Source organism: Mumia sp. zg.B17, assembly GCF_019550915.1.
Lineage (GTDB): Bacteria > Actinomycetota > Actinomycetes > Propionibacteriales > Nocardioidaceae > Mumia.
Genome location: NZ_JAHWCI010000006.1, coordinates 153,844 through 176,966, shown reverse-complemented (window position 1 = coordinate 176,966; position 23,123 = coordinate 153,844). Strand labels below are relative to the sequence as shown.

Genomic DNA, 23,123 nt, shown 5'->3' with positions numbered 1-23,123 from the left:
GAGGGGCCGACGTGACTTCCGTGACAGTGGGAGACTGGTAGACATGGCCAACCGACATCCGTTGCCGCAGCGGCCCGAGACCGAGACCTCGGACCAGCCGGGCGACCGCACCGCCACGCTGAGCGCCGACATCGAGACCACCGGCTACTACCCGCAGGTGGTGGCCGCCGGGATCGCCGATGCGCTCGCGGGCGAGCCCGTCCTCGCGTACGTGCTCCACCACGAGCCCACGTTCGACGGTGACGAGGTGCGCCGCCACATGACGGTGCTGACCCTGACGCCCACACGCCTGGTCCTGGCCCACACCGACGAGCACCCGGCCGACGACGTGCTGCCGGAGCCCTACACCTCGACGACGACCGAGGCGGTGCCGCTGCGCGCCGTCGACTCGGTCGTGGTCACCCGCACCGTTCCGACGGCCACCGCCGTCACCTCGGACCGGTCCAACGACCCTGCCGAGGCCGTCCTGACGATCGGCTGGGGCGCAGTACGGCGTCTCGACCTGGAGCCGGCCGCCTGCTCCGACCCCGACTGCGAGGCCGACCACGGATACACCGGCTCGGCGACTGCCGACGACTTCTCGCTGCGCGTGAGCGCGGCCGCCGACGGCGGTGCCGCCGTGCAGCGTCTGCTCGCCTTCACCCGTGAGCTGTCGGCGGCGACGAGCCGTCCGCGGTGACGGCTGCCGGGACGGTGCTTCCTGCCGTCGACTACGACGCCCGTGCTCTGACCTCGGTGCTCCCGAGCGTCGCGGCGGCGATGGGCGTCCCCAGCTGGACCGACACCCTCGGGCTGCCCCCCGCCGAGCGCTACGTGGTCGTGCTCGTCGACGGGCTCGGCTACGACCTGCTCGCCGAGCACGCTGATGCGGCCCCGTACCTCGCGGGTCTCCTCGACCGTGAGCCGCTGCTCAGTGGTCTGCCGTCGACCACCGCCACGAGCCTCACGTCGCTGGGCACCGGGCTGCCGCCCGGGCGCCACGGCGTCGTCGGCTACACGAGCCGGATCCCCGGCACCGACCGCGTCATGAACTCGCTGCGCTGGGACCCTCAGGTCGACCCCTCGCAGTGGCAGCCGTACCCGACGATGTTCGAGCGCATCGACGCCGCCGGCATCCCGACGTCGACGGTCAACAAGGCCGAGTTCGAGGGCAGCGGGTTGACCGTGTGCAGCCAGGGCGGGGTGCCGTTCCACCCGTTCGGCTCGGTGTACGAGCGCCTCGACGTGGTCGTGGAGGCTTCCGAGGCGACGCCGGGGTCGCTGGTCTACACGTACGAGTCGACGCTCGACCACACCGGCCACGAGAAGGGTTGCACCTCCCCGGAGTGGCGTGACCGCCTGCGCGGCATCGACCACGACCTCGCCGACCTGCGTGCCGAGCTCGGGTCGGGGACGGCGATGCTCGTCACCGCCGACCACGGGATGCTCGACCTCCCGCGCGCCGGACGGTTCGACGTCGAGGCGGAGCCCCAGCTGCTGACCGACGTGACGGTCTTCGCCGGTGAGGCGCGGTTCCGCCACCTCTACACGCGGTCCGGTGCCGAGCACGAGGTCGCCGGTCGTTGGCGCGACCGCGTCGGAGAGCAGGCTCTGGTCCTCACCAGGGACGAGGCCGAGGCCGCCGGTTGGTTCGGCTCGATCGACGACGCCGTCCGTCCCCGGATCGGCGACGTCGTGGTGGCCTCGCTCGGTGACTTCGGCGTGTTCTCGTCGCGTCACTTCGGGATCGAGCTCCGCATGGCCGGCTTCCACGGGTCGGTGACCCCGGCCGAGATGCGCGTGCCGTTGCTCGTCGACGTCTGAGCGGAGACTGCAAAGGACGTCGTCGGCGGACTGCGCCCTGGATAGCGTGCGCTCATGGCCCATGCCCGCGCGGGGGACTCCGCGCGTCCGCTGCTGCTCGCCGTCGACCGCGACCCGGCTCTCCTCGAACGCGTCGAAGGCGAGCTCACGCGTGCCTTCGGGAGCGACTTCCGCATCCGCGGTGAGCTGACCGCGGACGAGGCCGTCCGCACCCTGGAGCGGGCGCACGCCCGCTCGGCCGCCGTCGCGGTGGTCCTCGTCGACCACGCACTGGACCCGGACGACCGCCGTGAGGTCCTCGACGCCGCCCGACGGCTCCACCCGGACGCACGGCGGGCGATGCTGGTGCCGTGGGGCGCCTGGGCGAGCAGGGAGGCCGCGCGCACCATCTTGTCGGCGGTGGCGGTCGGTGGCGTCAGCTACTACGTGCTCAAACCGTGGACGTCACGCGACGAGCTCTTCCACCGGACCGTCGCCGAGTTCGTCCAGGAGTGGTCCCGCAGCGACGCGACCACCCTGCGCGAGGTGGTCGTCGTGGCCGGACGCGAGTCGGCGCGGGCCGCCGGGGTCCGCAGCCTGCTGGTACGCAACGGCATCCCACACGCCTTCCGGGAGCGCGGCACAGCGCTGGCCGACCACGCCGAGCGGGCCGTCCGCGACCGGGGGCACGACCTCACCGGCGTGGACGTGCTGGTGACGATGCCGGCCCTCGGCGGCACGGTCCTTCGTGATCCCAGCGACGTCGAGATCGCCGAGGCCTGGGGCGTCCCGACGTCGCTGGGTCAGGAGGCGGGCGACCGCTCGTTCGATATGGTCGTCGTCGGTGCGGGCCCGGCCGGACTCGCCGCAGGCGTCTACGGGTCGTCCGAGGGCCTGCGAACCCTGGTCGTGGAGCGCGAGGCGATCGGTGGGCAGGCCGGATCGAGCTCGCTGATCCGCAACTATCTCGGCTTCTCGCGCGGCATCAGCGGGGCCGAGCTGGCCCAGCGGGGCTACCAGCAGGCCTGGGTCTTCGGGGCGCACGTCCTCCTGATGCGTGAGGTCGTCGCGCTGCGGCGCCTGGCCGAGGGCGGCGGCTTCGAGCTCGACATCGCCGACGTGGGCACGGTGACGGCGCGGGCGGTGGTGCTGGCGACCGGCGTCTCGTACCGCCGCCTCGGAGTGCCGGAGCTGGAGACGCTCAGCGGTGCCGGGGTGTTCTACGGGGCGAGCGTCTCCGAGGCGCACGCGATGACCGGGCGGCGGGCGGTCGTCGTCGGCGGTGGCAACTCCGCCGGTCAGGCGGTGCTCCACCTCGCGCGCTACTGCGCCCACGTGAGCCTGGTGATCCGGGCCGCGTCGCTCGAGGAGGGGATGTCGCAGTACCTCGTCGACGCGATCGCCGCTGCGGACAACATCACCGTCCTGACCGGGACGGAGGTCGTCGGCGGCGGTGGTGAGGGCTGGCTCGAGCATGTCGTGCTCCGCGACCGCTCCAGCGGCGCCGAGCACAAGGAGCGGTGCGACGGACTGTTCCTGATGATCGGTGCCCAGCCACGGACCGACTGGCTGCCCGAGGAGGTGCGCCGGGACGTCCGCGGCTTCCTGCTCGCCGGGATGGACGCGGTGACCGACGGCACCTGGCCGCGGGACCGGCCGCCACGGCCGAACGAGTCGACGCTCCCGGGCGTGTTCGCCGTCGGTGACCTGCGCTCGGGATCGGTCAAGCGTGTCGCCTCCGCGGTGGGCGAGGGGTCGGTCGTGGTCTCGCAGGTTCACGAGTGTCTGGCCGAGGGCGATGCCTGAGGGCCACCGCGCGGCGCCGAGCGGCCGCCCGTCCCCGGGTGGGCGGACCGGCGCGATCGGTCTGGGCGTGTGCCTCGCGCTGCCGTTGCTCGGTCTCGCCCTGTTGATGTGGCAACCCGAGATCGACATCGCCTGGGAGGACCATCCCGCTCACTTCTGGCTGGTCCTGTCGGCCGCGGTGATCGGCGCCGTCCTGGCGTACGCGATGGGAGCCGCAGCCCTCCAGCGCGGTGACGCCCGGGTGCTGCTCGCCTCGTACGCCTTCCTGGTCACCGCACTGTTCCTGGGGCTGCACGCGCTGGCGACGCCGGGCGTCCTCCTCACCACTCCCAACGCGGGCTTCGTGCTCGCGACGCCCGTGGGCCTGGCGCTGGGTGCGGTGTTCGCGGTGTGGTCCGGCAGCGACCTCGGCGGCGAGCGTGACGTCCGCCTCGTCCAGCGGGCCGGGGTGATCCGGGCGGTGGTCGCCGCGGTCGTCGTCGGGTGGGCGGTCCTGTCGCTGACAGAGATCTGGCCGTTCGACGCCGGTCCCGTGCCCGAGGAGGTCGACGGCATGCTGTCCGCGATCGCGGGCGCGGCGATCGTCGGGCACAGCGTCGCCGCGTGGCGCTATCTGAGGATCTGGAGGCGTCGCCGGAACGCGCTGCCGCTCGCCGTCGCCTCGGCGTTCCTGCTGCTGGCGGAGGCGTCGGTCGCCGTGGCCTTCTCCCGGAGCTGGCACCTGTCGTGGTGGGAGTGGCACCTCCTGGTGCTCGCGGCCGTGCTGCTCGTCGCCCTCACGGCCCGGCGCCAGTGGCACGAGGAGCGGTTCGCCGCTCTCTATCTCGACGAGACGACCCAGGGACGACGGGACATGAGCATCCTGTTCGCCGACCTCCAGGGTTTCACGACATTCTCCGAGGCCCACGCGCCCCAGGAGGTCACGCAGATGCTCAACACGTTCTTCGAGGTGGCGGTGCCGCCGGTGGTCGGGCGCTACGGGGGAGACGTCGACCGCATCATCGGCGACGCGCTCATGGTCACCTTCAACCGGCGAGGAGACCAGCCCGACCATGCCCGTCGCGCGGCCCTCGCCGGCCTGGCGCTCCAGGAGGCGACCGAGGCCGTGGTCCGCGAGCACCCCGGATGGCCCAGGTTCCGGGTGGGGATCAACTCGGGTCCGGTCTCGGTGAGCGTGCTCGGCACCGCAGGAGGACGTACGCACACCGTCATCGGCGACACGGTCAACACCGCGTCCCGGATCGAGGGGAAGGCGCCCGCGGGCGGCGTCGCGGTGAGCGCGGCGACCCTCGAGCTGCTCTCCGGGGTCGTCACCGAGCCCCTCGGTGCCCTGGAGCTCAAGGGCAAGAGCGAGGCGGTCGAGGTGTTCCGGCTGCTCGCCGTGGAGCGGTGAGCCTCAGCCGTTGAACGGCAGCGGGTCGTTGAGCGTCGTGACCGCACGGGCCCGCGCCGTCGTCATACGACGACGGTGGTGCTGGCGGCACAGCACCTCGTACCCGACCTGCGGGGTGGGGAAGCCGGGCTCGTCGACGTCGCCGATGACGATCTGGTCACCCTCGGTGACCATCACACCGTTCACCGTGCGGGCGTTGTGGGTCGCCCGCTTGCCGCACCAGCAGAGCGCCTCGACCTGGAGGGGCTGGATCCGGTCGGCCAGCTCCACCAGGCGCACCGAGCCCTCGAACATGCGGGTCCGGAAGTCGGTCAGGATGCCGAAGGCGAACACGTCGATCTGCAGCTCGTCGGTGATCCGCGCCAGCGCCTCGACCTGGGCGGTCGTGTAGAACTGCGCCTCGTCACAGATGAGGTAGTCGATCCGCCCACCACCGGTCAGCGACCGGACGACGTAGTCCCAGAAGTCGAAGTCGGGGTCCACCTCGATCGCGTCGGTCGAGAGTCCGAGGCGGCTCGAGAGCCGCCCGTCGCCGGCACGGTCCTGACTGGTGAAGATCCGGCCGACGCGTCCCCGGGCCGCGTGGTTGTGATTGGTCTGGAGCGCCAGGGTCGACTTGCCGTTGTCCATCGTCCCGGTGAAGAAGAGGAGGCTCGCCACGAGGCACGAGGCTACCGTGTCGCCATGGCCGATCATTCCTCCGCCGAGCCCTCGCCCGACGACCGAGCCGATCCGCTCCGGGAGCCCTTGCTCACGGTGGACGAGCTCGGCACGATGGTGCGCCGGGGAGGGGTGACCCTGCTGGACGTGCGCTACGTCCTGGGCGGCAGCGCCGGCCGGGCCGCCTATGAGGCCGGTCACGTGCCCGGAGCCTCGTACGTGGACATGGACACCGAGCTCGCGGACCCGCCGGGCGACGGCCGCCGCGGGCGTCACCCGCTGCCGGACGCCGACCGGTTCGCGGCAGCGATGCGGGCGCACGGGGTACGGGCGGGCGCTCCCGTGGTCGTGTACGACGCGGACGACGGCACCTCCGCCGCCCGGGCGTGGTGGCTGCTCACCTATCACGGCCACCGCGACGTACGGCTGCTCGACGGCGGGCTCGCGGCGTGGGAGGCGGCGGGGATGCCGGTCTCCACGGAGACCCCGGCACCCGAGCCGGGGGACTTCGCGGCAGATCCTGGGCACCTGCCCGTCGTAGATGCCGACGGTGCTGCGCGGGTCGGGCGGGACGGCGTGCTCCTCGACGCCCGTGTGACGCCTCGCTACCTCGGAGAGGTCGAGCCGGTCGATCCGGTCGCGGGCCACATCCCGGGAGCGGTGAGCGCGCCGACCTTCGACAACGTCGACGCCGCGGGACGCTGGCGCCCGGCAGAGGTGCTCGCGGACCGGTTCGTGGACCTCGGTGCCGTGCCGGGGCACGAGGTCGCCGTCTATTGCGGATCGGGCGTCACCGCGGCGCACGAGGTGCTCGCGCTGCGGCGCGTGGGCGTCGACGCGGCGCTCTATCCCGGCTCCTGGAGCGAGTGGGTGAGCGACCCGTCCCGGCCGGTCGCGACGGGGGACTCCGAAGCCACATAGGGAGGCGAGCGGCGTAGGCCGGTCTGACCGCGGCGTACGGCACGATGAGGCCATGGCTCACGTCCGTGCACCGTTGGTCGGCCGCGCCCCAGAGCTCGCCGTTCTGCGTGAGGCGTACGCGGAGGCGCGCCGGGGTGCCGTCCGCTCGGTCCTCGTCGCCGGGGAGGCCGGCATCGGCAAGAGCCGGCTGCTCCGTGAGTTCGTCTCCGAGCTGCGCGAGAGCGGCGACACGCTCGTCGTGTCCGGTGCGTGTGCCGACTCAGGCTCCGGACCGCTGCCGTACGCGGCGCTGGAGGGCCTGGTCCGCGACGTCGTCGGTGCGCTCGGCGCCGACCGGACGCTCGACGAGGCCGGGCCGAGCGCCGACGCGCTCGGGCTGGTGGCGCCGCGGCTGATCGACGTGCGCGTGCAGGCGAGCCCTGGGCGGCTGCCGGAGGTCGTGGCGGGGCTGCTGGCCTCGGTGGCGCAGCGCCAGCCGCTCGTCGTGGTCGTCGAGGACCTCCACTGGGCCGACGACGCCACCCGGGCGACGGTCGACCGTCTCGCACGGCTGCCGCAGGGGAGTGCCTTGCTGCTCGTGGCGAGCTACCGCAGCGACGACGTGGGCCGGGGGCACCCTTTGCGGTCGATGCTGGCCGAGCTCGAGCGCGCACGACTCGTCACCCGGCTCGCCGTCCCGCGCCTCGACGAGGGCGAGATCGCCCAGCTCGCCGCGGCGCTGCTCGGAGACGACGACGTCGGGCCCGGCCTTGCCGACCTCATCGACCGCAGCGAGGGCGTCCCCTTCTATGTCGAGGAGCTCGTCGGCTTCCTCGGCACCGACCTCCCCGACTCGCTGCGCGACCTGCTGCTCCTGCGCTACTCGCGGCTGTCACCGGCTGCGCAGGAGTTCTGCCGGCAGGTGGCCGCGGCCGGCCCGCGCGCCTCCTACGACCTTCTCTCCGACGCCCTCGGGCCTGATGCCGTGGTCGCGGCCGAGGGCGCCGCCCGCGAGGCCGTGGCAGCCGCGGTGCTCGAGGGCGACGAGGACGGCTACGCCTTCCGGCACGCGCTGGTCCAGGAGGCGGTGCTCTCCGAGCTCCTTCCCGGTGAGCGTCGCCGCCTGCACTCGGCGTACGCGAACGCTCTCGAGTCGTATCCGACGACCGTCGCGCGCCTGTCCGAGATCGCGGAGCACTGGTGGCGGGCGCGGGTGCCCGACCGTGCGCTGGCGGCCGCCGTCCGGGGCCAGGAGGCAGCAGACCGTGCGGGCTCCTGGACGACCGCCGCGACCCTGGGCGAGCGCGCGCTCGACCTCTGGGAGATGGTCCCGGACGCCGAGGAGGCCGCCGGCGTCTCCCATCACCAGCTCGTGATCGGCGTCGCCGATTCCGTGCGGTCGACGACCCGGCTCGACCGTGCGCTCGCGCTGTGCCAGCAGGCCCTCGCCGAATGGCCCCCCGACGACACGGACGGCCTGGCCCGGGCGCTGGACAACGCGGCGGTGATCGCCGCGCAGGCCGGCAGCACCGAGGGGCGCGCGTTCCTCGAGCGGGCGCTCGCCCTCGTGGGTCCGGGCGAGAACGACGAGGTGCGCGCGCTGCTCCTCGTCACGAAGACGCGAGACGGGATGCTCGACGGCCGCTCCCGCGAGGCGATCGCGAGCGCGACCGAGTGCTTCGAGACGGCGACGGCAGCGGGGGCGACGTCCAGCGCGTCGCTGGCGCTCAACATGCGCGGCGTCTCCCGTGTGTCGCTCGGGGACGTGGGCGGTCTGGACGACCTCGAACGCGCTCGTGACCTCGCCGTCGACGACTGGAGAGCGTTGTCGCGCTACTACGTCAATGCCTCCCACTGCCACCTCCTGCGAGGCGAGTTCGAGATCGCGCTCGGTCTCGCCTCGGAGGGGGCACGGCGCTCGCGCGCGCTCGGGTCCGGGTGGAGCACCGATGCGATGCTCGAGGGCAACGCCGCCGAGGCGATGATCGGTCTGGGTCGGTGGGACGAGGCCGCAGCCTGGTACGAGCGGGCGATCCCGCTCGTGTCGGACAGCATGTTCGCGATGTATCTGCGCGAGCGCTGGGCGTGGCTCCAGATGTGGCGGGGCGAGCTGGACGCGTCCGAGGCGATCGCGCGGGCCAAGCTCGCCGGGTGGGAGCGGTTCGGGAGGCTCGAGCAGCAGGTCCGGACGCGGGTCGCCGCGACGCTGGGGGAGATGGCGCTGCTGCGCGGTGACCCGGACGAGGCCTTGCGGCTCGCCTCCGACATCCTGCTGCGTCAAGGTCAGGACCGGAGCCCGGGCGACGAGCTTCCGGTCGTCGCGGTCGCGGCGCGAGCGATCGCCGTGCTCCGCCGCGAGGACGTGGGCGCGGCGCCCGACGTCGCGCCGTACCGCGCGATCGCCGAGGAGTGCGCGTCCTGGCCGACCTTCGCCGCATGGGGTGGTGCCGTCGCCGCCGAGCTCGGTGAGGGAACGTGGTCGGCGGTGGCCGACGCGCCGGGTCCCGCCCACCTGCGCCCGTACGCCTTGCTGCGCGACGGAGAGGCGTTGCTGGCTGAGGGGGACCGCGCGGGCGCGCGGGAGCGTCTGACGGAGGCCGTCGCGGCAGGGAGCGCGATCGGCGCCGGGCTCGTGGTGCAGCGGGCGGAGGCCGTGCTCGAGAGCGGAGGGCTGGATGCGGTCGGTAGGCGCGGGGACCCCGACGAGCTCACGGAGCGCGAGCGGCAGGTGCTGGCGCTGGTGGCCGAAGGGCTGTCGAACGGCGAGATCGGCGAGCGGCTCTTCATCAGCCGCAAGACGGCGTCGGTGCACGTGTCGGCGATCTTGCGCAAGCTCGGGGTGGCGAGTCGTACGGAGGCCGCGGTGAGGGCGCGCTCGGGCGCGCCGGGGGAGTGAGTCAGACTGCGGGGTGCCACGAGCGGGTTGACGGCGCTGCGTCCCACTTGCGGAGCGTGGTCCGCGGGTACGCGAAGCCGTGGTCCGGGTCGCCCGCCATCACCCAGCCGCCGTCGCGCACGTCGCCGCGCAGCTCGAGGAAGCCGCCGACGTAGGGGACGCATCCTGGCGGGAGAGTCGCGTCCCAGCTGTAGTCGTCATCGCCCACGCGGATGCGCAGGGTGACGTGCTCCTCGTCTCGCCGGGCCCTCGACATGACCGCGACCACTTCTGCACGGACGTGGTCGCGAGGGCGTCGCAGCGCGCGGTACGCACGGAACGGGATCCGTGCCCCCCAGGTGAGGAGCACGCGCGCGACCAGGAGGACGAGCCCGAGCCGCAGGAAGAAGCTGACGAACAGGTAGCGCGCCTGCGAGAGCGTCGAAGCGTCCGCGTCCGCGACGCTCGCGGCCCACGTCGGGTCTTTGGGGTCGACCAGGACGGTCAGGCGCTCGCCTTCCTCCGGCGCGCCGAAGAAGACGGCGAAGCCGACGTCCATCGTCCAGAGGTCGGCATACGAGCCGTCGGGCAGTCGTACGACGGCAATGCCCCAGCCGAGATCCTCGTACTCCTTCGCGGGCACGTCTTCGCTGTCGCGACGACGGCTCTCTGGGGTTCCTGCGTGGACACGAGGTCGCGCGCGTGGCGCAGGTCGCGCAGGCCGCTTTGGGCGCGGAATGGGTCGACGGCCCAGTAGACGGTGGCACCGGCCACGAGGACGCAGGCCAGGGCGATGCCGATGATGCGCGCAGCGAACGCGCTGCGGACCTCCTCCTCAGCCGTCATGGCTGACCTTCGTGGGGTGCGCTGCCCCCACACGCCACCGCGGACACGCTCGCGGCAAGCGGTGTCAGGAGAGTCCACGCCAAACGCTGCAGGGCCTGTCGCGTCTCGAGGTCGAGGTCCACGGCCGGACTGTAGCGCTGGAACACCGTTCCCGTCTGCCCACTGGAGTGATCGTTTGGTCAGTCGGTGCGGGTTCCCTGCCAACGCGCGACGACGCTCTTGGGCGCCTGCGACCGCCAGGCGTCCTCGATGACCTCGGCGAGCTCATCGAGGGAGAGCTGGCCGAGGTGCGCCAGCCGGAGCAGCACGGAGCTGTGCCCGTTGAAGTGGTCGGTCGTGAACCACGGCCCGTCACCGTGGACCAGGGCGAGCTTGTCGCTCTCGTCGGGCACCCTGAAGACCAGCACGTCGGTCAGCCGCTCGCCCGTCGCGGCGTCGACGGCGTCCGGACGCGAGGAACGGTAGCCGACGAAGAACTTCTTGCTCACCTGATAGCGGGGGAGCCCGCCCCACCCGGGCACCTTCTCGGCGCGGGGGAGCGCCATCGCGAGATCTTCGATGTCGGCCTCGCGCGCCGTCCGGGACCGTGCCGTCACCTGGTGTCTCCGTCCCGTCAGCCCAGCGCGCGTACGGTGTCGATCGTGTCGGCCTCGTCGGGCGTCTTGTCGTCGCGGTAGCGCAGCACGCGCGCGAACCGCAGCGCGACACCGCCGGGATAGCGCGGCGATCGCTGCACACCGTCGAAAGCGATCTCGACGACCTGCTCAGGTCGAACGTGCACGACGTGGCCGTCGCGCGACTCCTCCAGCTCGAGGAACCGCTCGGTCTGCCAGGCGAGCATCTCGTCGGTCATCCCCTTGAAGGTCTTGCCGAGCATCACGAATCCGCCGTTGGGATCGCGGGCACCGAGGTGGATGTTGCTCAGCCAGCCCTTGCGGCGCCCCGACCCCCACTCGACCGCGAGCACGACGAGGTCGAGGGTGTGGCGGGGCTTGACCTTGACCCAGGCCGCGCCGCGCCGGCCCGCGTCGTACGGGGAGTCGAGCGACTTCACGACCACGCCCTCGTATCCGGACGAGACCGCCTCGGCGAAGAACTCCTGCGCCTCCTCGGCGTCAGCGGTCTGCAGACGCGGCACGCCGAGCCCGGGCGCGATCCGCTCCAGCACCTCGAGCCGCTCACGCAACGGGCGGTCGAGCAGGTCGTCGCCGTCGGCGTGCAGCACGTCGAAGAACACCGGGGACAGCACGTGGACGTCCTCGCCGGAGCGCAGGTCGGGTGCGGTGTCACGGGGGTGGGTCGCTCCGAGCGAGGCGATGTCCTGGAACGGGGCGGGCCGCCCGTCGTGCTCGACGATGAGTGCCTCACCGTCGAGGACGAGGGGGTCGGCGGCGAGCCCGCGCACGGTCTCGGCGATCTGAGGCACCCGCTCGGTGATGTCGTCGAGGCTGCGCGTGTAGACACGGACGTCGTCGCCGACCCGGTGGACCTGGATGCGGATGCCGTCGAGCTTGGTGTCGACCGAGGCCGGTAGCGCGGGACCGACCTTGTCGAGCGCGGCGGCCACGTCGGGCGCCGAGGACGCCAGCATCGGGCGTACGGCGCGACCCGGCTCGAGCATCACCGCAGCCAGGGCCTCGGCGCCACCCGTCAGAGCGGCGACGGCGACCGGCGCGCTCGCCCCTTGCAGCATCGCGGCCCGTCGCACCGCGGCAGCCGGCACGTCGGCGGCCTCCGCGACCGCGTCGAGGACGACGGAGTCCAAGGCGCCCTGCCGGACGTCACCGGAGACGAGTCCCGCGAGAAAGCGCTGCTCGTCGGCGGTCGCCCTCGCGAACAAGTCGTGCGCGGTCTCGGCACGCGCCGTCTGCGACCCCGGTCCCGACAGCCCGGCCATCGCCGCGAACGTCGCGTCGGTCTCGGCCACGGTGAGGCTCGGCTCCTCGGCCGGCGGCGGGAGGTCGCGCAACGACGCCCAGCCCAACCCCGTACGGCGTTGGCGGAGCTCGCCCGCGAGGTAGGTCACCACGACCTCGAGGTCCTCCGGTGGTGTCCCGCGCAGCAGGTCGGCCAGCGCGGTCCGCTTTGCCAGGCGCGACCGTGTCGCGGCGACGGCCCGAGAGGTGGCGACGACGTCGGCGAGGAGCATGCGACCCATTGTGCTGCGCGGCACAGACACGCCGGAAGATCGCGGCGCTGCGGCAGGGTGACACAATCGAGCGCGTGAGCGTCAACCTTCCTACCCGTACCGACGTCCTCGTCGTCGGTGCCGGTCCCGCCGGCTCTGCCGCGGCTGCGTGGGCTGCGCGGCACGGGCTCGACGTGGTCCTGGCCGATGCCGCCCGCTTCCCGCGAGACAAGACCTGCGGCGACGGTCTGACGCCGCGAGCGATCGCCGAGCTCGACCGGTTGGACCTCGGCCCCTGGATCCGCCGCCACGGCACCAACCGCGGACTCCGGGCCTCCGGGTTCGGCCAGACGCTGATGCTCCCGTGGCCGGGTGGGTCGCTGCCCGACCACGGCTCCGCGGTCCCGCGCACCGAGCTCGACGCGCACATCCGCGCCGCGGCCCTCGACGCGGGCGCGACCCCGGTCGACGGCGCCCGCGCGGTCGACGTGGTCAGGGACGGCGACCGGGTCCGGGAGGTGGTGTTCAAGACCACCGACGGCCCGCACCACGTGGCGTGCGACCGCCTCGTCGTCGCCGACGGCGTCCGCTCCCCGCTGGGCCGCGTGCTCGGCCGCGAGTGGCACCGCGAGACCGCGTACGGCGTCGCTGCGCGGTCGTACGTGAAGTCCGACCGCAGCGACGACCCGTGGATCTCCAGCCACCTCGAGCTGCGCGACGAGCAGGGCGAGGTCCTGAGCGGCTACGGCTGGATCTTCCCGCTGGCCGACGGCGAGGTGAACCTCGGCGTCGGCACCCTCGCCACCTCCAAGCGTCCCGCCAACGTCCAGCTGCGACCGCTGATGGAGCACTACGCCCGCCTGCGCCGTACGGAGTGGGAGCTGGCCGACGAGCTGCGCGCCCCGACGTCGGCGCTGCTGCCGATGGGCGGCGCGGTGTCGGGTGTCGCCGGTGCCAACTGGGCGCTGATCGGCGATGCCGCCGGATGCGTGAACCCGCTCAACGGCGAGGGGATCGACTACGGGCTCGAGACCGGCCGGCTGGTCGCCGACGAGCTCGCCGCCGGCACCGACCTGGCGACCGCGTGGCCGGCGGTCCTGCGCGAGCACTACGGCGAGGCGTTCTCGATCGCGCGCCGACTCGCGGGGCTCCTGACCGTCCCGGGCGTGGTGACGTACGGCGGCCCCGTCGGCATGCGCTCGTACGCACTGATGACCATCGCGCTGCGGCTGATGGGCAACCTCGTCACCGACGAGGACCGCGACGCCGTCGCACGGCTGTGGCGCTGGGCCGGCCGGATGTCGCTGCGCGTCGACCGCCGGCAGCCGTTCGCGTGAGGCCGCGCGCATGACCTTCCGCGCGCCCGAGGACACCGACCGCCGCGTCGTCCGCTATGCCTCGCGGGGGTCGACCCACTTCGACGTCATCCTCGCGGCGTTCTGCGTCGTCCTCGTGGTCTCCAACATCGTGGCGACCAAGGGCATCGAGATCGGGTCGGGGAGCTGGACGTTCGGCGGCCTGCAGCTCTGGCCGGTGATCACCGACGGCGGTGCGTTCCTGTTCCCGCTCGCCTACATCCTGGGCGACGTCATCTCCGAGGTGTACGGGTTCCGGGCGGCGCGCCGGGCGATCATCACCGGCTTCGCGATGGCGGTGGTCGCGGCGGTGACGTTCTGGGTGGTCCAGCAAGCCCCTGCAGCGTCGTTCTATGAGAACCAGGGGGCGTACGAGAGCGTCCTCGGGTTCGTGCCGCAGATCGTGCTGGCGAGTCTCGCGGGCTACGTGGTGGGCCAGCTGCTCAACAGCGTGGTGCTGGTCAGGATGAAGGCGCGTACCGCCGAGCGAGGGCTGTTCGCGCGGCTCGCCACCTCGACCGGTGCCGGCGAGCTGGCCGACACGCTGATCTTCTGCGCGATCGCCGCGTCGGTCATCGGCATCACGACGTGGGGCCAGTTCTGGAACTACGCCGTCATCGGGTTCGTCTACAAGGTCTGCGTCGAGCTGCTCGTCATGCCGGTGACGATGCTCGTGATCCGCTGGCTGAAGTCCCGCGAGCCCTCGTACTGGCGCTGACCCGGCCACCACCGCCCGCGCGCGGCCAGGGCCGCCGGGCTAGGCGTAGTAGCGGCCGAGGAAGTCCGCCTTGAGGTCGGCGTAGGTGCCGTCGGAGATCGACGCGCGGATCCGGTCGACGAGCCGGATGATGAAGCGCTCGTTGTGGATCGTCACCAGCGTGCCGGCGTTGTACTCCTTGGCCTTGAACAGGTGGTGCAGGTACGCCTCGGTGTAGTTCGCGCACGTGTAGCAGTCGCACTCCGCGTCGATCGGCGCAAAGCTCCGCCGCGAGGACGCCACCGCCAGGTTGCGCTGACCGTCGTGGGTGTAGACCCGGCTCGACCGCGCCACCCGCGAGGGGCTCACGCAGTCGAACGTGTCCGCACCGTTCTCGATCCCGGTGAAGAGGTCGTCCGGCTCGCCGATGCCGAGCAGATGGCGCGGCTTGTCCTCCGGAAGCTCCTCGCTGACCCAGCCGACGATCGTGCCCAGCTGCTCCTTCTCGAGCGCGCCTCCGATGCCGTACCCGTCGAACCCGAGCTCGACCAGGCCGCGTGCCGACCGCCGCCGGAGGTCCTCGTACTGCGCGCCCTGGACGACGCCGAACAACGCCTGGTACGGCTTGCCGGCCCGCTCTGCGGTCAGCTTCTCGTGCTCGGCGACGCACCGGACCGCCCACGCCTGGGTGCGGTCGACCGAGCGCTCCTGGTAGCCGCGGGTGTTCATCAGCGTCGTGCACTCGTCGAAGGCGAAGATGATGTCCGCACCCAGCTGGTGCTGGATCCGCATCGACACCTCGGGGGTGAACCGGTGCTTGGACCCGTCGAGGTGGCTCTTGAACGTCACGCCCTCGTCGTCGATGTGGGCCAGCCGTTCCTTGCCGTCGGCGATGACGTCGTCGGCCGTACGGTCGGTGGTGTCCATCGCCAGCACCTTGCGGAAGCCGGCCCCCAGCGACAGCACCTGGAAGCCGCCCGAGTCGGTGAACGTCGGACCGCGCCAGTTCATGAAGGCGCCCAGCCCGCCAGCCTCGTCGACGATGTCGGAGCCGGGCTGGAGATAGAGGTGGTAGGCGTTGGCCAGCAGCGCCTGGGCCCCCAGCTCACCCATCGTCTCGGGCAGCACCGCCTTGACCGTGGCCTTGGTGCCTACGGGGATGAACGCCGGTGTCTGGATGTCGCCGTGCGGTGTCGAGATCACGCCGGTACGGCCCTGGGCGCCGTCGACGGTCTCGCCGAGGCGGTCACCGACCGAGAAGTTGAATGTCACCGGACCATCCAACCAGCGGTCATCCCTCGAACGACGAGGGCGTCGCCTCGTCGGCAGCGGGAGCCGGCGACGGCTGGCCGAGGGACGGATCCTCGTCGAGGTTGTCGGGCTGCGGGGCAGGCTCCGTCGAGGGTGTCGACGGCTCGGGAGTGGGCTCGGTCGTCGGCCCGGGCTGCTGGGGGACGGCCTCCTCGGCCGGCGGGGTCACCTCGTCGGTCGGGGCGGGCTCGTCCGGGTCGGAATCCGTCGTCGACGGCGTCGACGACGGGGAGGGGTCGGTGCCGCCGTCCTTGTCGCCGCCGCCGTCCTTGCCGTCGTCCGACGTCGTCCCGACGTTGCTGAACGTGGTCCCCGACTTGCCGCTGTCTCCGAGCGGGTGCCCGACGATCGCCTCGTACGCCAAGATGCCTCCGAGGGCGAGGAGCAGGCTCGCGACCGTGGCCGCCGCGACTCCGCGCCACGAGATCAGTCGCTTGGAGGCGGCATCGGGGTCGGCGGCCTCGGTGTCCGTGCCGTCGGCCTCCACCTCGGCTCCGTCGTCCGGCGCGTCGACGGCGGTCTCCGGGTCGACGGTGTCCTCGACACCACCGTCGCCGGGCTGGCCCACCTCGTCCAGCGCCTCGGGGACAGGCAGCACGGCCGTACCGCCGGCACCGGCACCCGCACCGACATCGCGCTTGGCCATCGTCGCGAGGCTCGTGAGCCGGGCGGCCTGGGCCAGCTGGCGGCTCTTGCGCAGGGAGTTCGTGTAGATCGTGCCGGCGACGGTGGCCACCACGGAGCCGACGGCCGCGCCGATGAGGGTGCCGGCGACGCCGAGCAACGAGCCCGCCACGGCCGCGGTCATCGCGGCGAGAGCACTCCCGACGACCTGGCTGGAGGAGACTCCCGAAAGGACACCTCCGCTGTCGTCCTCGGCATCCAACTCGGGCTTCTTGGCCGCCATACATCCCTTCCCGCGACATGCGCGTACGTCTCGTACCCCTGATCTCGGGGGTGGTTCGGTGGTCGAGCGCGGGGTCGGGCCGGGGAGCGGCCGGCTCCGCGCCAACCTTCGACGTTAGCGAAGTCGAGCGACCCGTCCAAGTGGGATCGCGCACATGTCGCCGGGACTACGGTGTGGGCATGAGCAACCCCCCGCTCGAGCCGAGCACCACGCCGCCCGTCCCGGTCGTGCTGGACGTCGACACCGGCGTCGACGACGCACTGGCCCTGATGTTCGCGGTCCGGCACCCTGCGATCGACGTGCGGGCGATCACCTGCGTCGCCGGCAACACCGACGTGGACCAGGTCGTGACGAACTCGCTGGCGGTCCTGGACGCCCTGGACGCGCCCGACGTGGCCGTGGCGCGGGGAGCCGAGCAGCCCTTGCTCGGCGGCTCCCGCGACGCCCGGCACGTCCACGGCGCCGATGGGCTCGGGGGGCAACGGCTCCCGTCCTCCTCGCGCATGCCGTTCGCGGGCGGGGCGCTGGAGCTGATGCGGATGACGATCCTCGACTCTCCCGACCCGGTGACGCTCGTCTCGCTGGCGCCGATGACCAACGTGGCGCTGCTCCTGAGGGCCTACCCGGAGGTCAAGGAGAACCTTCGAGGCATCGTCGCGATGGGCGGAGCCCTAGAGGGGGGCAACGCGACGCCTGTCGCCGAGTTCAACGTCTGGCACGACCCGGAGGCGGCGGCGATCGTCCTCGCCTCCGGGGTTCCGGTCACGCTCTACGGGCTGGACGTCTTCTCGCGGGTCGTCGTCGAGGCGGAGACGTATGAGGTGCTGCGCGACGACCCCGACCCTGCCGTCGCGCTGGCCGGACGGCTGCTCGCCCACTCGCACGAGGTGATCCGCAGCGACCCCCGGGTCGGGCACGGCGGCCTGGTGGGCGATGCCGGTGCCGTCTGCTCGGTCGCGTCCCCGGGCCTGCTCACGACTCGCCGCTGGCCGGTCCACGTCGCACTGGCGCCGGGCCTCACCCGGGGGCAGACGGTCGTCGACCGGCGCTACGTGCTCGGCGAGGACGCGGTGCACGGCGTGGACTCCCTCGGCCATCTGGTCGACGTGGCGGTCGACGTCGACCACGAGGCCACACGTGACCTGTTCCTCACCACCATCTGCGCCGGCCCGCAGGCGTCGCACGGCGACGACACGGCACGGGCGGTCCAGCGGTGACGCCCGCGGAGGCCCACCCGGATCCCTCCCCGCCGTCGCGTGCGTCAGCGCGGGTCGCGGTGGTGGGATCGCTCAACGTGGACCTCGTCACGGAGGTCCGCCGCCATCCCTCGCCCGGCGAGACCGTCCTCGGTGGGGATCTTCGCCGATCCCGCGGCGGCAAGGGCGCCAACCAGGCGATCGGTGCCGTCCGCGCGGGCGCCTCGGTCGCCCTGCTGGGCAGGGTCGGTGACGACGCCGACGGTCGGGCGTACCGTGACGCGCTGGCCGCGGCGGGAGTCGACGTGACCCATCTGCGGACCACGCCTGACGTGGCGACCGGGACGGCCCTCATCGTCGTCGACGGCCAGGGAGAGAACACCATCGTGGTGGCCCCCGGCGCCAACGCCCGACTCACGGCCGCCGACGTGCGCGACGCCGCCGGCGCGATCCGCGAGGCCGACGTGGTGCTGGTGCAGCTCGAGATCGGCCAGGACGCCGTGGACGCCGTGTCGGAGGTCGCGGGGGAGGCGGGCACGAGGCTCGTGCTCAACGCCTCGCCCGTACGACCGCTGCCGCCGTCCCTGCTCGCGCTCGCCGACCCGCTGGTAGTCAACGAGCACGAGGCGCGGGAGTACGACGCCGTCTCGCTCTGCGTCACGCTCGGGTCCGCGGGTGCACGCTGGGGCGAGGACTCGGCGATGCCCCCACGGGTCGAGGTCGTGGACACGACCGGTGCCGGGGATGCGTTCGCCGGGGCCCTCGCCGCCGCGCTGGCCGCGGGGGAGGGGCGTGCTGGCGCGCTCGGGGCCGCCGTGGCTGCCGGCGCGGAGGCGACCACCTGGCTCGGTGCCCAGCCGGGCTGAGACCAGGGCCCGCCCGGCAGGCGTGGCGGCGTGACGGGAGTGGTGTTGTCCACACGATCCGGCCGTCCCCAGCCCGGCGCGCGTCCCTCAACCTGTCCGCCCTCGTCACTAGGCTCCGAGGGAGCCTGCTCGGAGGCTCGCACGGACCCTGGAGGTGGATGCATGCGCTTCATCGCGACAGCGGATTGGCAGCTCGGCATGACCGCCTGGTTCCTCGGCGACGAGGCGCGTGCGCGCTTCCAGCAGGCCCGGCTCGACGCCGTCCGGCGGATCGGCGACCTCGCCGCTGAGCGCGACGCTGCGTTCGCCGTCGTCTGCGGCGACGTCTTCGAGTCCAACCAGCTCGACCGGGCGATCGTCGCGCGGACGTTCGAGGTCCTCCGAGGGTTCTCGGTGCCGGTCGTGCTGCTCCCGGGCAACCACGACCCGCTCGACGCCGCGTCGATCTACGACTCGCGTGTCTTCGCCGAGCGCAAGCCCGACCACGTGCACGTGCTGCGCGACAGCGCCCCCTTCACGGTGGTCGAGGGTGCCGAGGTCGTCGGTGCGCCGTGGTTCGGCAAGCACCCCACGCGTGACCTGGTGGCAGACGCGTGCGCCGGACTCCGGCCGACGTCGGGCGATCTGGTGCGCGTGGTTGCCGGACACGGCGTGGCGAGCACGTTCAACCCCGACCGTGACGCGCTCGCGGCGATCGACGTGCCCACCCTCACCAAGGCACTCGACTCCGGCCGCGCTCACGTCGCCGTCCTCGGCGACCGCCACTCGACCACCGAGATCGAGTCCCGCATCTGGTACGCCGGTGCTCCCGAGGTCACGTCGCGCCGCGAGGACGATCCCGGCAACGTGCTGGTCGTGGACGTCGACCCGGAGTCGCGGGCCGTGACCGTGGATCCGGTCCGGGTCGGCCGTTGGCGGTTCGAGGTCGTCGAGCAGGAGCTGGCCTCCTCCGAGGACGTCGACCGACTCGCCGATCGGCTGGAGCAGATGCCCGACAAGGACCGCACGGCCGTGTGGCTGGCCTTGAGCGGGACGCTCTCCACGGCCGAGATGGCGCGGCTCGACGGCGTTCTCGAGCACGGGAGCGACCTCTTCGCACGGCTCGACGCCTGGGAACGGCACACGGACCTGGTCGTCCTGCCTGACGGTCACGACTTCGCCGATCTCGGTCTCAGCGGATTCGCTCAGGCCGCTCTCGACGAGCTCGCCGAGCTCGCCCGTTCCGACGCACCGGACGCGGCCGTGGCACAAGACGCGCTCGGGTTGCTCTACCGGCTCGCGGGGGCCGGCCGATGAGGCTGGTGCGGGTGACGCTGCGGCACTTCAGGGGTGTTCAGGAGTCGACGGTCCGGTTCGGCGACGGCGTGACGGTGGTCGTGGGACCCAACGAGGCGGGCAAGTCGTCGGTCGCCGAAGCGGTCCGTCTGCTCCGCACCACCAAGTCCAGCTCGCGCAGTCAGGCGGTCCGCGACGTCAAGCCCGTCGGGCTCGACGTCGGACCGGAGGCCGAGGTCGAGCTGCGCACCGGCCCGTACGCGCTGGTCTACCGCAAGCGCTGGCTCAAGTCTCCGATGACCGAGCTGGACGTGACCGCGCCCTCGCGAGAGCAGCACAGCGGCGACGAGGCGCACCAGCGCTTCGCAGCGATCCTGAGCGAGACGGTCGACGTCGACCTGTGGGAGGCGCTCGAGATCGTCCAGGGCGAGTCGCTCGACCAGCCGGAGCTCGCCCGCATCTCCGCGCTCCACCGCGCCCTGGACGACTCGGCCGGCGCGACCGGCGACCACGACGCGCTGATGGCCGCCGTCCTCGCCGAGCGCGACCGTCTCCTCACCGCGGGAGGCAAGCCGCGGGGGGCTCACGCACAGTCAGCGGCCGAGATCGTGGAGCTCGAGGCCGAGGCTGCGCGGCTGCGTGCCCGGAGCGCCGAGATGGACCGCTACGTCGACGACTACGCGGCCAACGAGCACGAGCACGCGCGCCTGTCGACGTTGTCGATCGAGGCCGACGCTCGTCTTCGCCGTTCGGAGGACGCCGTCCGGGCTCTCGAGACGCTGCGCGAGGAGCTGCGCCGCTCCGAGGAGGACCTCGAGGTGGCAGAGCGCGCCCTGTCGCACGCCGTCCGGGCGCGCGACGACCGCCGCAGCATGGTCGACGACCTCGCTCGCCGTGCCGAGACGATCGACGCGCTGCGGACGCGTGTCGCGGCGGTAGTGGCGGCTCACTCCGACGCCCGCACGGCCGAGGACGACGCGCGACGAGAGGTCGGCGTCGCCACCGAGCGCGCACGTGTGGCCCGCCATGCTGCACAGACTGCCGCGCTCGCCGTGGCACGCCACCGGGACGAGCTCGAGCGGACCGCGCTCGCTCACCGGGTCCGCCGTGCGAGGGAGGCGGGGGAGCGGTGCGCCCGCGCACGGGCCGAGCGTGAGGTCCTCCGCGTCGACGACGCGGTGCTGGCGCGCCTGACCGACATGTCGACGGATGTCCAGGTGGCGGTCGGCGCGCGCGACGCCGCCGCCGCGCGGGTGTCGGTCCGTCCCCTCGGCGGCCACCGGGTCGACGTTGGGGGTGCGGAGGTCGTCGGCGAGACCTACGAGGCTTCGGTCCTCGACGACGTCCGGATCACCGTCGACGGGGTGGTCGAGGTCGTGGTCAGTCCGGGCACGCCGCCCGCAGATCTCGACCGTCGCGTCGCGCGGGCGCGCGCGGCGTTCGACGTGGCTCTCCACGAGGCCGGGGTGGACTCTCTGGACGAGGCCCGGTCCTCGCACGAGCGTCGTCGGGTTGCCGAGTCCCAGTGCGCCACTGCCGAGGACTCGCTCTCCGACGCCCTCGGTGGCACGACGTTGGACGATCTCGAGCTCCGGTTGGCCACACTCGAGCGACGACGCGCCTCCGACCCCAGCGCCGACCCCAGCGCCGAGCCCAGCTCCGACCCCAGCGCCGAAGGCAGCGCCGAAGGCGAGCGCGACGCCCTCGAGGCTGCCGCGGACGCCGCCCGCAGTGCCGCGGAGGACGCCGACGCCGACGCGGCGGCCGCGCGGGACGCCCACGACGGTGCGCGTGAGGCTCTCTCGGTGGCGGGCGAGGCTTCGGTTCGAGCTCGGCAGGAGCTCGAGAGCGCCGAGCATGAGCTGGCGCGCGAGACGGCGCGTCTGGCTGCCGCCAGAGCAGAGGTGGATGACGAGGCACTCACCGAAGCCGTGGTCGCCGCGGACGAGGCGTACGAGCGCGCCAGGACGACGAGCAGGGCGTCGCGGGCCACGTTCGAGGCCGCGTCCCCGGAGACTCTCGCGATGGAGCTCGCCAACGCCCGCGAGCTCGTCGAGGGGGTTGACCGCGACCTCACCAGGACCGACGAACGCCGCGTCGAGCTGCAGACGCTCCTCGACGACCGCGCGGCCGAGGGCATCCACGACCGGCTCACCGACGTCGAAGCCGCGCTGGACGTCGCCAGCGCGACCCACCGGCGCCTCGCCCGATCGGCGCAGGCCGCCGACCTTCTCAGCGCCACGTTGCTGCGGCACCGCGACGAGGCTCAGCGCCACTACGTCGCGCCCTTCAAGCAACGCATCGACAGACTCGGCAAGGTCGTCTTCGGGCCCGACTTCGAGGTCGAGGTCAGCACCGACCTCGCCATCGAGACCCGGACGCTGCGGGGACGCACCGTCCCGTTCGGCTCCTTGTCCGGCGGCGCCCGCGAGCAGCTCGCCGTCCTCGGACGCCTCGCCTGCGCACAGCTGGTCGACCCCGACGAGGGCGCTCCGGTCATCCTCGACGACACCCTCGGCTTCTCCGACCCCGATCGTCTGGAGCGTCTCGCGGTGGTCCTCAACGATGTCGGCCGTTCGGCACAGGTCGTGCTCCTGACCTGTCAGCCCCGGCGCTTCGAGTCCGTCGGCGGCGCCCGCACGGAGCGGCTCACCCTGTCATGAAGCCACGGCACTACTCTTTCGCCAGCACGTGGCGGGTGACAGCGCCGGTCGCGCAGGCCTTCGACGCCGTCGCCGACCTCGAGCGCTATGCCGTGTGGTGGCCCGACGTGCGTCACGTCACCGGCATCGACGACGACACCGCGCGGCTGGCGATCAGAGCGACCCTCCCGTACACGCTCCACCTCACCCTCCACCGGACCCGCGTCGACGAGACGTCACGCCATCTGCTCGCCGAGATCGCCGGTGACCTCGAGGGCTGGGCGAGCTGGCGGCTCGGCGCTGACCGCGAGACCACGGTCCTCCGCTACTCGCAGGAGGTCGTCACGAGCGAGCCGTGGATGAACGCGATCGGCAGTCTCGTGTCCCCGGTCCTCCGGCTCAACCACACGGCGATGATGCGTCGCGGTCAGGTCGGTCTCGCCCGCTACCTCTCGTCGTAGCCGTCGGGCGGTCACCTAGAGTG

Annotated in this window: 19 protein-coding genes; 13 read left to right on the top strand and 6 right to left on the bottom strand. The window is 72.7% G+C overall.

Features of this window, described 5'->3' with window-relative positions; all coding sequences use genetic code 11:
• Nucleotides 1-43: 43 nt before the first annotated feature.
• The 4 genes from KV097_RS09335 to KV097_RS09320 are packed head-to-tail and all read left to right on the top strand — an operon-like array spanning nucleotide 44 to nucleotide 4,981.
• On the top strand, nucleotides 44-679 hold the full coding sequence (locus KV097_RS09335) for a DUF5998 family protein (RefSeq protein ID WP_220344468.1): 636 nt from the start codon (nucleotides 44-46) through the stop codon (nucleotides 677-679).
• Nucleotides 676-1,803: an alkaline phosphatase family protein gene (locus KV097_RS09330; RefSeq protein WP_301022680.1), complete on the top strand. Its 1,128-nt coding sequence runs from the start codon at nucleotides 676-678 to the stop codon at nucleotides 1,801-1,803. Before KV097_RS09335 ends, KV097_RS09330 begins: the two co-directional genes overlap by 4 nt.
• A gap of 54 nt (nucleotides 1,804-1,857) precedes the next feature.
• Nucleotides 1,858-3,588, top strand: a complete 1,731-nt coding sequence (locus tag KV097_RS09325; protein ID WP_220365728.1) for an FAD-dependent oxidoreductase — start codon at nucleotides 1,858-1,860, stop codon at nucleotides 3,586-3,588.
• Nucleotides 3,581-4,981 (top strand): adenylate/guanylate cyclase domain-containing protein, encoded by a 1,401-nt coding sequence (locus KV097_RS09320; protein ID WP_220365727.1) that lies wholly within the window; start codon nucleotides 3,581-3,583, stop codon nucleotides 4,979-4,981. Before KV097_RS09325 ends, KV097_RS09320 begins: the two co-directional genes overlap by 8 nt.
• A 3-nt stretch (nucleotides 4,982-4,984) precedes the next feature.
• On the opposite strand, the gene KV097_RS09315 is transcribed toward KV097_RS09320, so the two are convergent.
• Nucleotides 4,985-5,641: a thymidine kinase gene (locus tag KV097_RS09315; protein WP_301022708.1), complete on the bottom strand. Its 657-nt coding sequence runs from the start codon at nucleotides 5,639-5,641 to the stop codon at nucleotides 4,985-4,987.
• A 24-nt stretch (nucleotides 5,642-5,665) separates the two neighbouring features.
• Between KV097_RS09315 and KV097_RS09310 the strand changes: the two genes are divergently transcribed.
• Both KV097_RS09310 and KV097_RS19520 read left to right on the top strand, forming a co-directional pair.
• Nucleotides 5,666-6,562: a sulfurtransferase gene (locus tag KV097_RS09310; protein ID WP_220365725.1), complete on the top strand. Its 897-nt coding sequence runs from the start codon at nucleotides 5,666-5,668 to the stop codon at nucleotides 6,560-6,562.
• A 52-nt stretch (nucleotides 6,563-6,614) separates the two neighbouring features.
• On the top strand, nucleotides 6,615-9,437 hold the full coding sequence (locus KV097_RS19520; RefSeq protein ID WP_220365724.1) for a helix-turn-helix transcriptional regulator: 2,823 nt from the start codon (nucleotides 6,615-6,617) through the stop codon (nucleotides 9,435-9,437).
• A 1-nt stretch (nucleotide 9,438) separates the two neighbouring features.
• On the opposite strand, the gene KV097_RS09300 is transcribed toward KV097_RS19520, so the two are convergent.
• The 3 genes from KV097_RS09300 to KV097_RS09290 form a co-directional block, all read right to left on the bottom strand.
• Complete coding sequence (locus tag KV097_RS09300; RefSeq protein WP_220365723.1) at nucleotides 9,439-10,059, bottom strand: hypothetical protein; 621 nt, start codon at nucleotides 10,057-10,059, stop codon at nucleotides 9,439-9,441.
• A 382-nt stretch (nucleotides 10,060-10,441) separates the two neighbouring features.
• Complete coding sequence (locus KV097_RS09295) at nucleotides 10,442-10,858, bottom strand: MmcQ/YjbR family DNA-binding protein (RefSeq protein ID WP_220365722.1); 417 nt, start codon at nucleotides 10,856-10,858, stop codon at nucleotides 10,442-10,444.
• Between the two features lie 17 nt (nucleotides 10,859-10,875).
• Nucleotides 10,876-12,411 (bottom strand): ATP-dependent DNA ligase, encoded by a 1,536-nt coding sequence (locus KV097_RS09290; protein ID WP_220365721.1) that lies wholly within the window; start codon nucleotides 12,409-12,411, stop codon nucleotides 10,876-10,878.
• A gap of 74 nt (nucleotides 12,412-12,485) precedes the next feature.
• On the opposite strand from KV097_RS09290, the gene KV097_RS09285 reads away from it, so the two are divergent.
• Together KV097_RS09285 and KV097_RS09280 are read left to right on the top strand one after the other, a co-directional pair.
• Nucleotides 12,486-13,727 carry a geranylgeranyl reductase family protein gene (locus KV097_RS09285; protein ID WP_220344478.1) on the top strand — a complete coding sequence of 414 codons (1,242 nt, stop codon included), beginning with the start codon at nucleotides 12,486-12,488 and terminating at the stop codon, nucleotides 13,725-13,727.
• A gap of 10 nt (nucleotides 13,728-13,737) precedes the next feature.
• Nucleotides 13,738-14,463: a queuosine precursor transporter gene (locus KV097_RS09280; protein ID WP_220365720.1), complete on the top strand. Its 726-nt coding sequence runs from the start codon at nucleotides 13,738-13,740 to the stop codon at nucleotides 14,461-14,463.
• A gap of 39 nt (nucleotides 14,464-14,502) precedes the next feature.
• On the opposite strand, the gene tgt is transcribed toward KV097_RS09280, so the two are convergent.
• Together tgt and KV097_RS09270 are read right to left on the bottom strand one after the other, a co-directional pair.
• Complete coding sequence (gene tgt, locus KV097_RS09275) at nucleotides 14,503-15,714, bottom strand: tRNA guanosine(34) transglycosylase Tgt (protein WP_220365719.1); 1,212 nt, start codon at nucleotides 15,712-15,714, stop codon at nucleotides 14,503-14,505.
• A gap of 19 nt (nucleotides 15,715-15,733) precedes the next feature.
• On the bottom strand, nucleotides 15,734-16,660 hold the full coding sequence (locus KV097_RS09270; protein ID WP_220365718.1) for a hypothetical protein: 927 nt from the start codon (nucleotides 16,658-16,660) through the stop codon (nucleotides 15,734-15,736).
• A gap of 179 nt (nucleotides 16,661-16,839) precedes the next feature.
• Between KV097_RS09270 and KV097_RS09265 the strand changes: the two genes are divergently transcribed.
• From KV097_RS09265 to KV097_RS09245, 5 genes are all read left to right on the top strand, one after another.
• The gene (locus KV097_RS09265; RefSeq protein ID WP_220365717.1) at nucleotides 16,840-17,877 is read left to right on the top strand and encodes a nucleoside hydrolase; all 1,038 of its coding nucleotides are present in this window, start codon (nucleotides 16,840-16,842) and stop codon (nucleotides 17,875-17,877) included.
• Nucleotides 17,874-18,722: a ribokinase gene (locus KV097_RS09260; protein ID WP_220365716.1), complete on the top strand. Its 849-nt coding sequence runs from the start codon at nucleotides 17,874-17,876 to the stop codon at nucleotides 18,720-18,722. Before KV097_RS09265 ends, KV097_RS09260 begins: the two co-directional genes overlap by 4 nt.
• Before the next feature lie 162 nt (nucleotides 18,723-18,884).
• Nucleotides 18,885-20,018, top strand: a complete 1,134-nt coding sequence (locus tag KV097_RS09255; protein ID WP_220365715.1) for a metallophosphoesterase — start codon at nucleotides 18,885-18,887, stop codon at nucleotides 20,016-20,018.
• Between the two features lie 11 nt (nucleotides 20,019-20,029).
• Entirely contained in the window at nucleotides 20,030-22,660 is a 2,631-nt protein-coding gene (locus KV097_RS09250) for an AAA family ATPase (RefSeq protein WP_220365714.1), read from the top strand.
• Nucleotides 22,657-23,100, top strand: coding sequence for an SRPBCC family protein (locus KV097_RS09245; RefSeq protein WP_220365713.1), 444 nt, complete (start codon nucleotides 22,657-22,659; stop codon nucleotides 23,098-23,100). The genes KV097_RS09250 and KV097_RS09245 overlap by 4 nt, the downstream gene beginning before the upstream one ends.
• Nucleotides 23,101-23,123: the final 23 nt, after the last annotated feature.

Coding starts and splice junctions, on each gene's coding strand:
- KV097_RS09270 (WP_220365718.1), bottom strand. CDS start 16,660: ATGGCGGCCAAGAAGCCCGAGTTGGATGCCGAGGACGACAGCGGAGGT.
- KV097_RS09335 (WP_220344468.1), top strand. CDS start 44: ATGGCCAACCGACATCCGTTGCCGCAGCGGCCCGAGACCGAGACCTCG.
- KV097_RS09310 (WP_220365725.1), top strand. CDS start 5,666: ATGGCCGATCATTCCTCCGCCGAGCCCTCGCCCGACGACCGAGCCGAT.
- KV097_RS09320 (WP_220365727.1), top strand. CDS start 3,581: ATGCCTGAGGGCCACCGCGCGGCGCCGAGCGGCCGCCCGTCCCCGGGT.
- KV097_RS19520 (WP_220365724.1), top strand. CDS start 6,615: ATGGCTCACGTCCGTGCACCGTTGGTCGGCCGCGCCCCAGAGCTCGCC.
- KV097_RS09245 (WP_220365713.1), top strand. CDS start 22,657: ATGAAGCCACGGCACTACTCTTTCGCCAGCACGTGGCGGGTGACAGCG.
- KV097_RS09280 (WP_220365720.1), top strand. CDS start 13,738: ATGACCTTCCGCGCGCCCGAGGACACCGACCGCCGCGTCGTCCGCTAT.
- KV097_RS09255 (WP_220365715.1), top strand. CDS start 18,885: ATGCGCTTCATCGCGACAGCGGATTGGCAGCTCGGCATGACCGCCTGG.
- KV097_RS09290 (WP_220365721.1), bottom strand. CDS start 12,411: ATGCTCCTCGCCGACGTCGTCGCCACCTCTCGGGCCGTCGCCGCGACA.
- KV097_RS09265 (WP_220365717.1), top strand. CDS start 16,840: ATGAGCAACCCCCCGCTCGAGCCGAGCACCACGCCGCCCGTCCCGGTC.
- KV097_RS09325 (WP_220365728.1), top strand. CDS start 1,858: ATGGCCCATGCCCGCGCGGGGGACTCCGCGCGTCCGCTGCTGCTCGCC.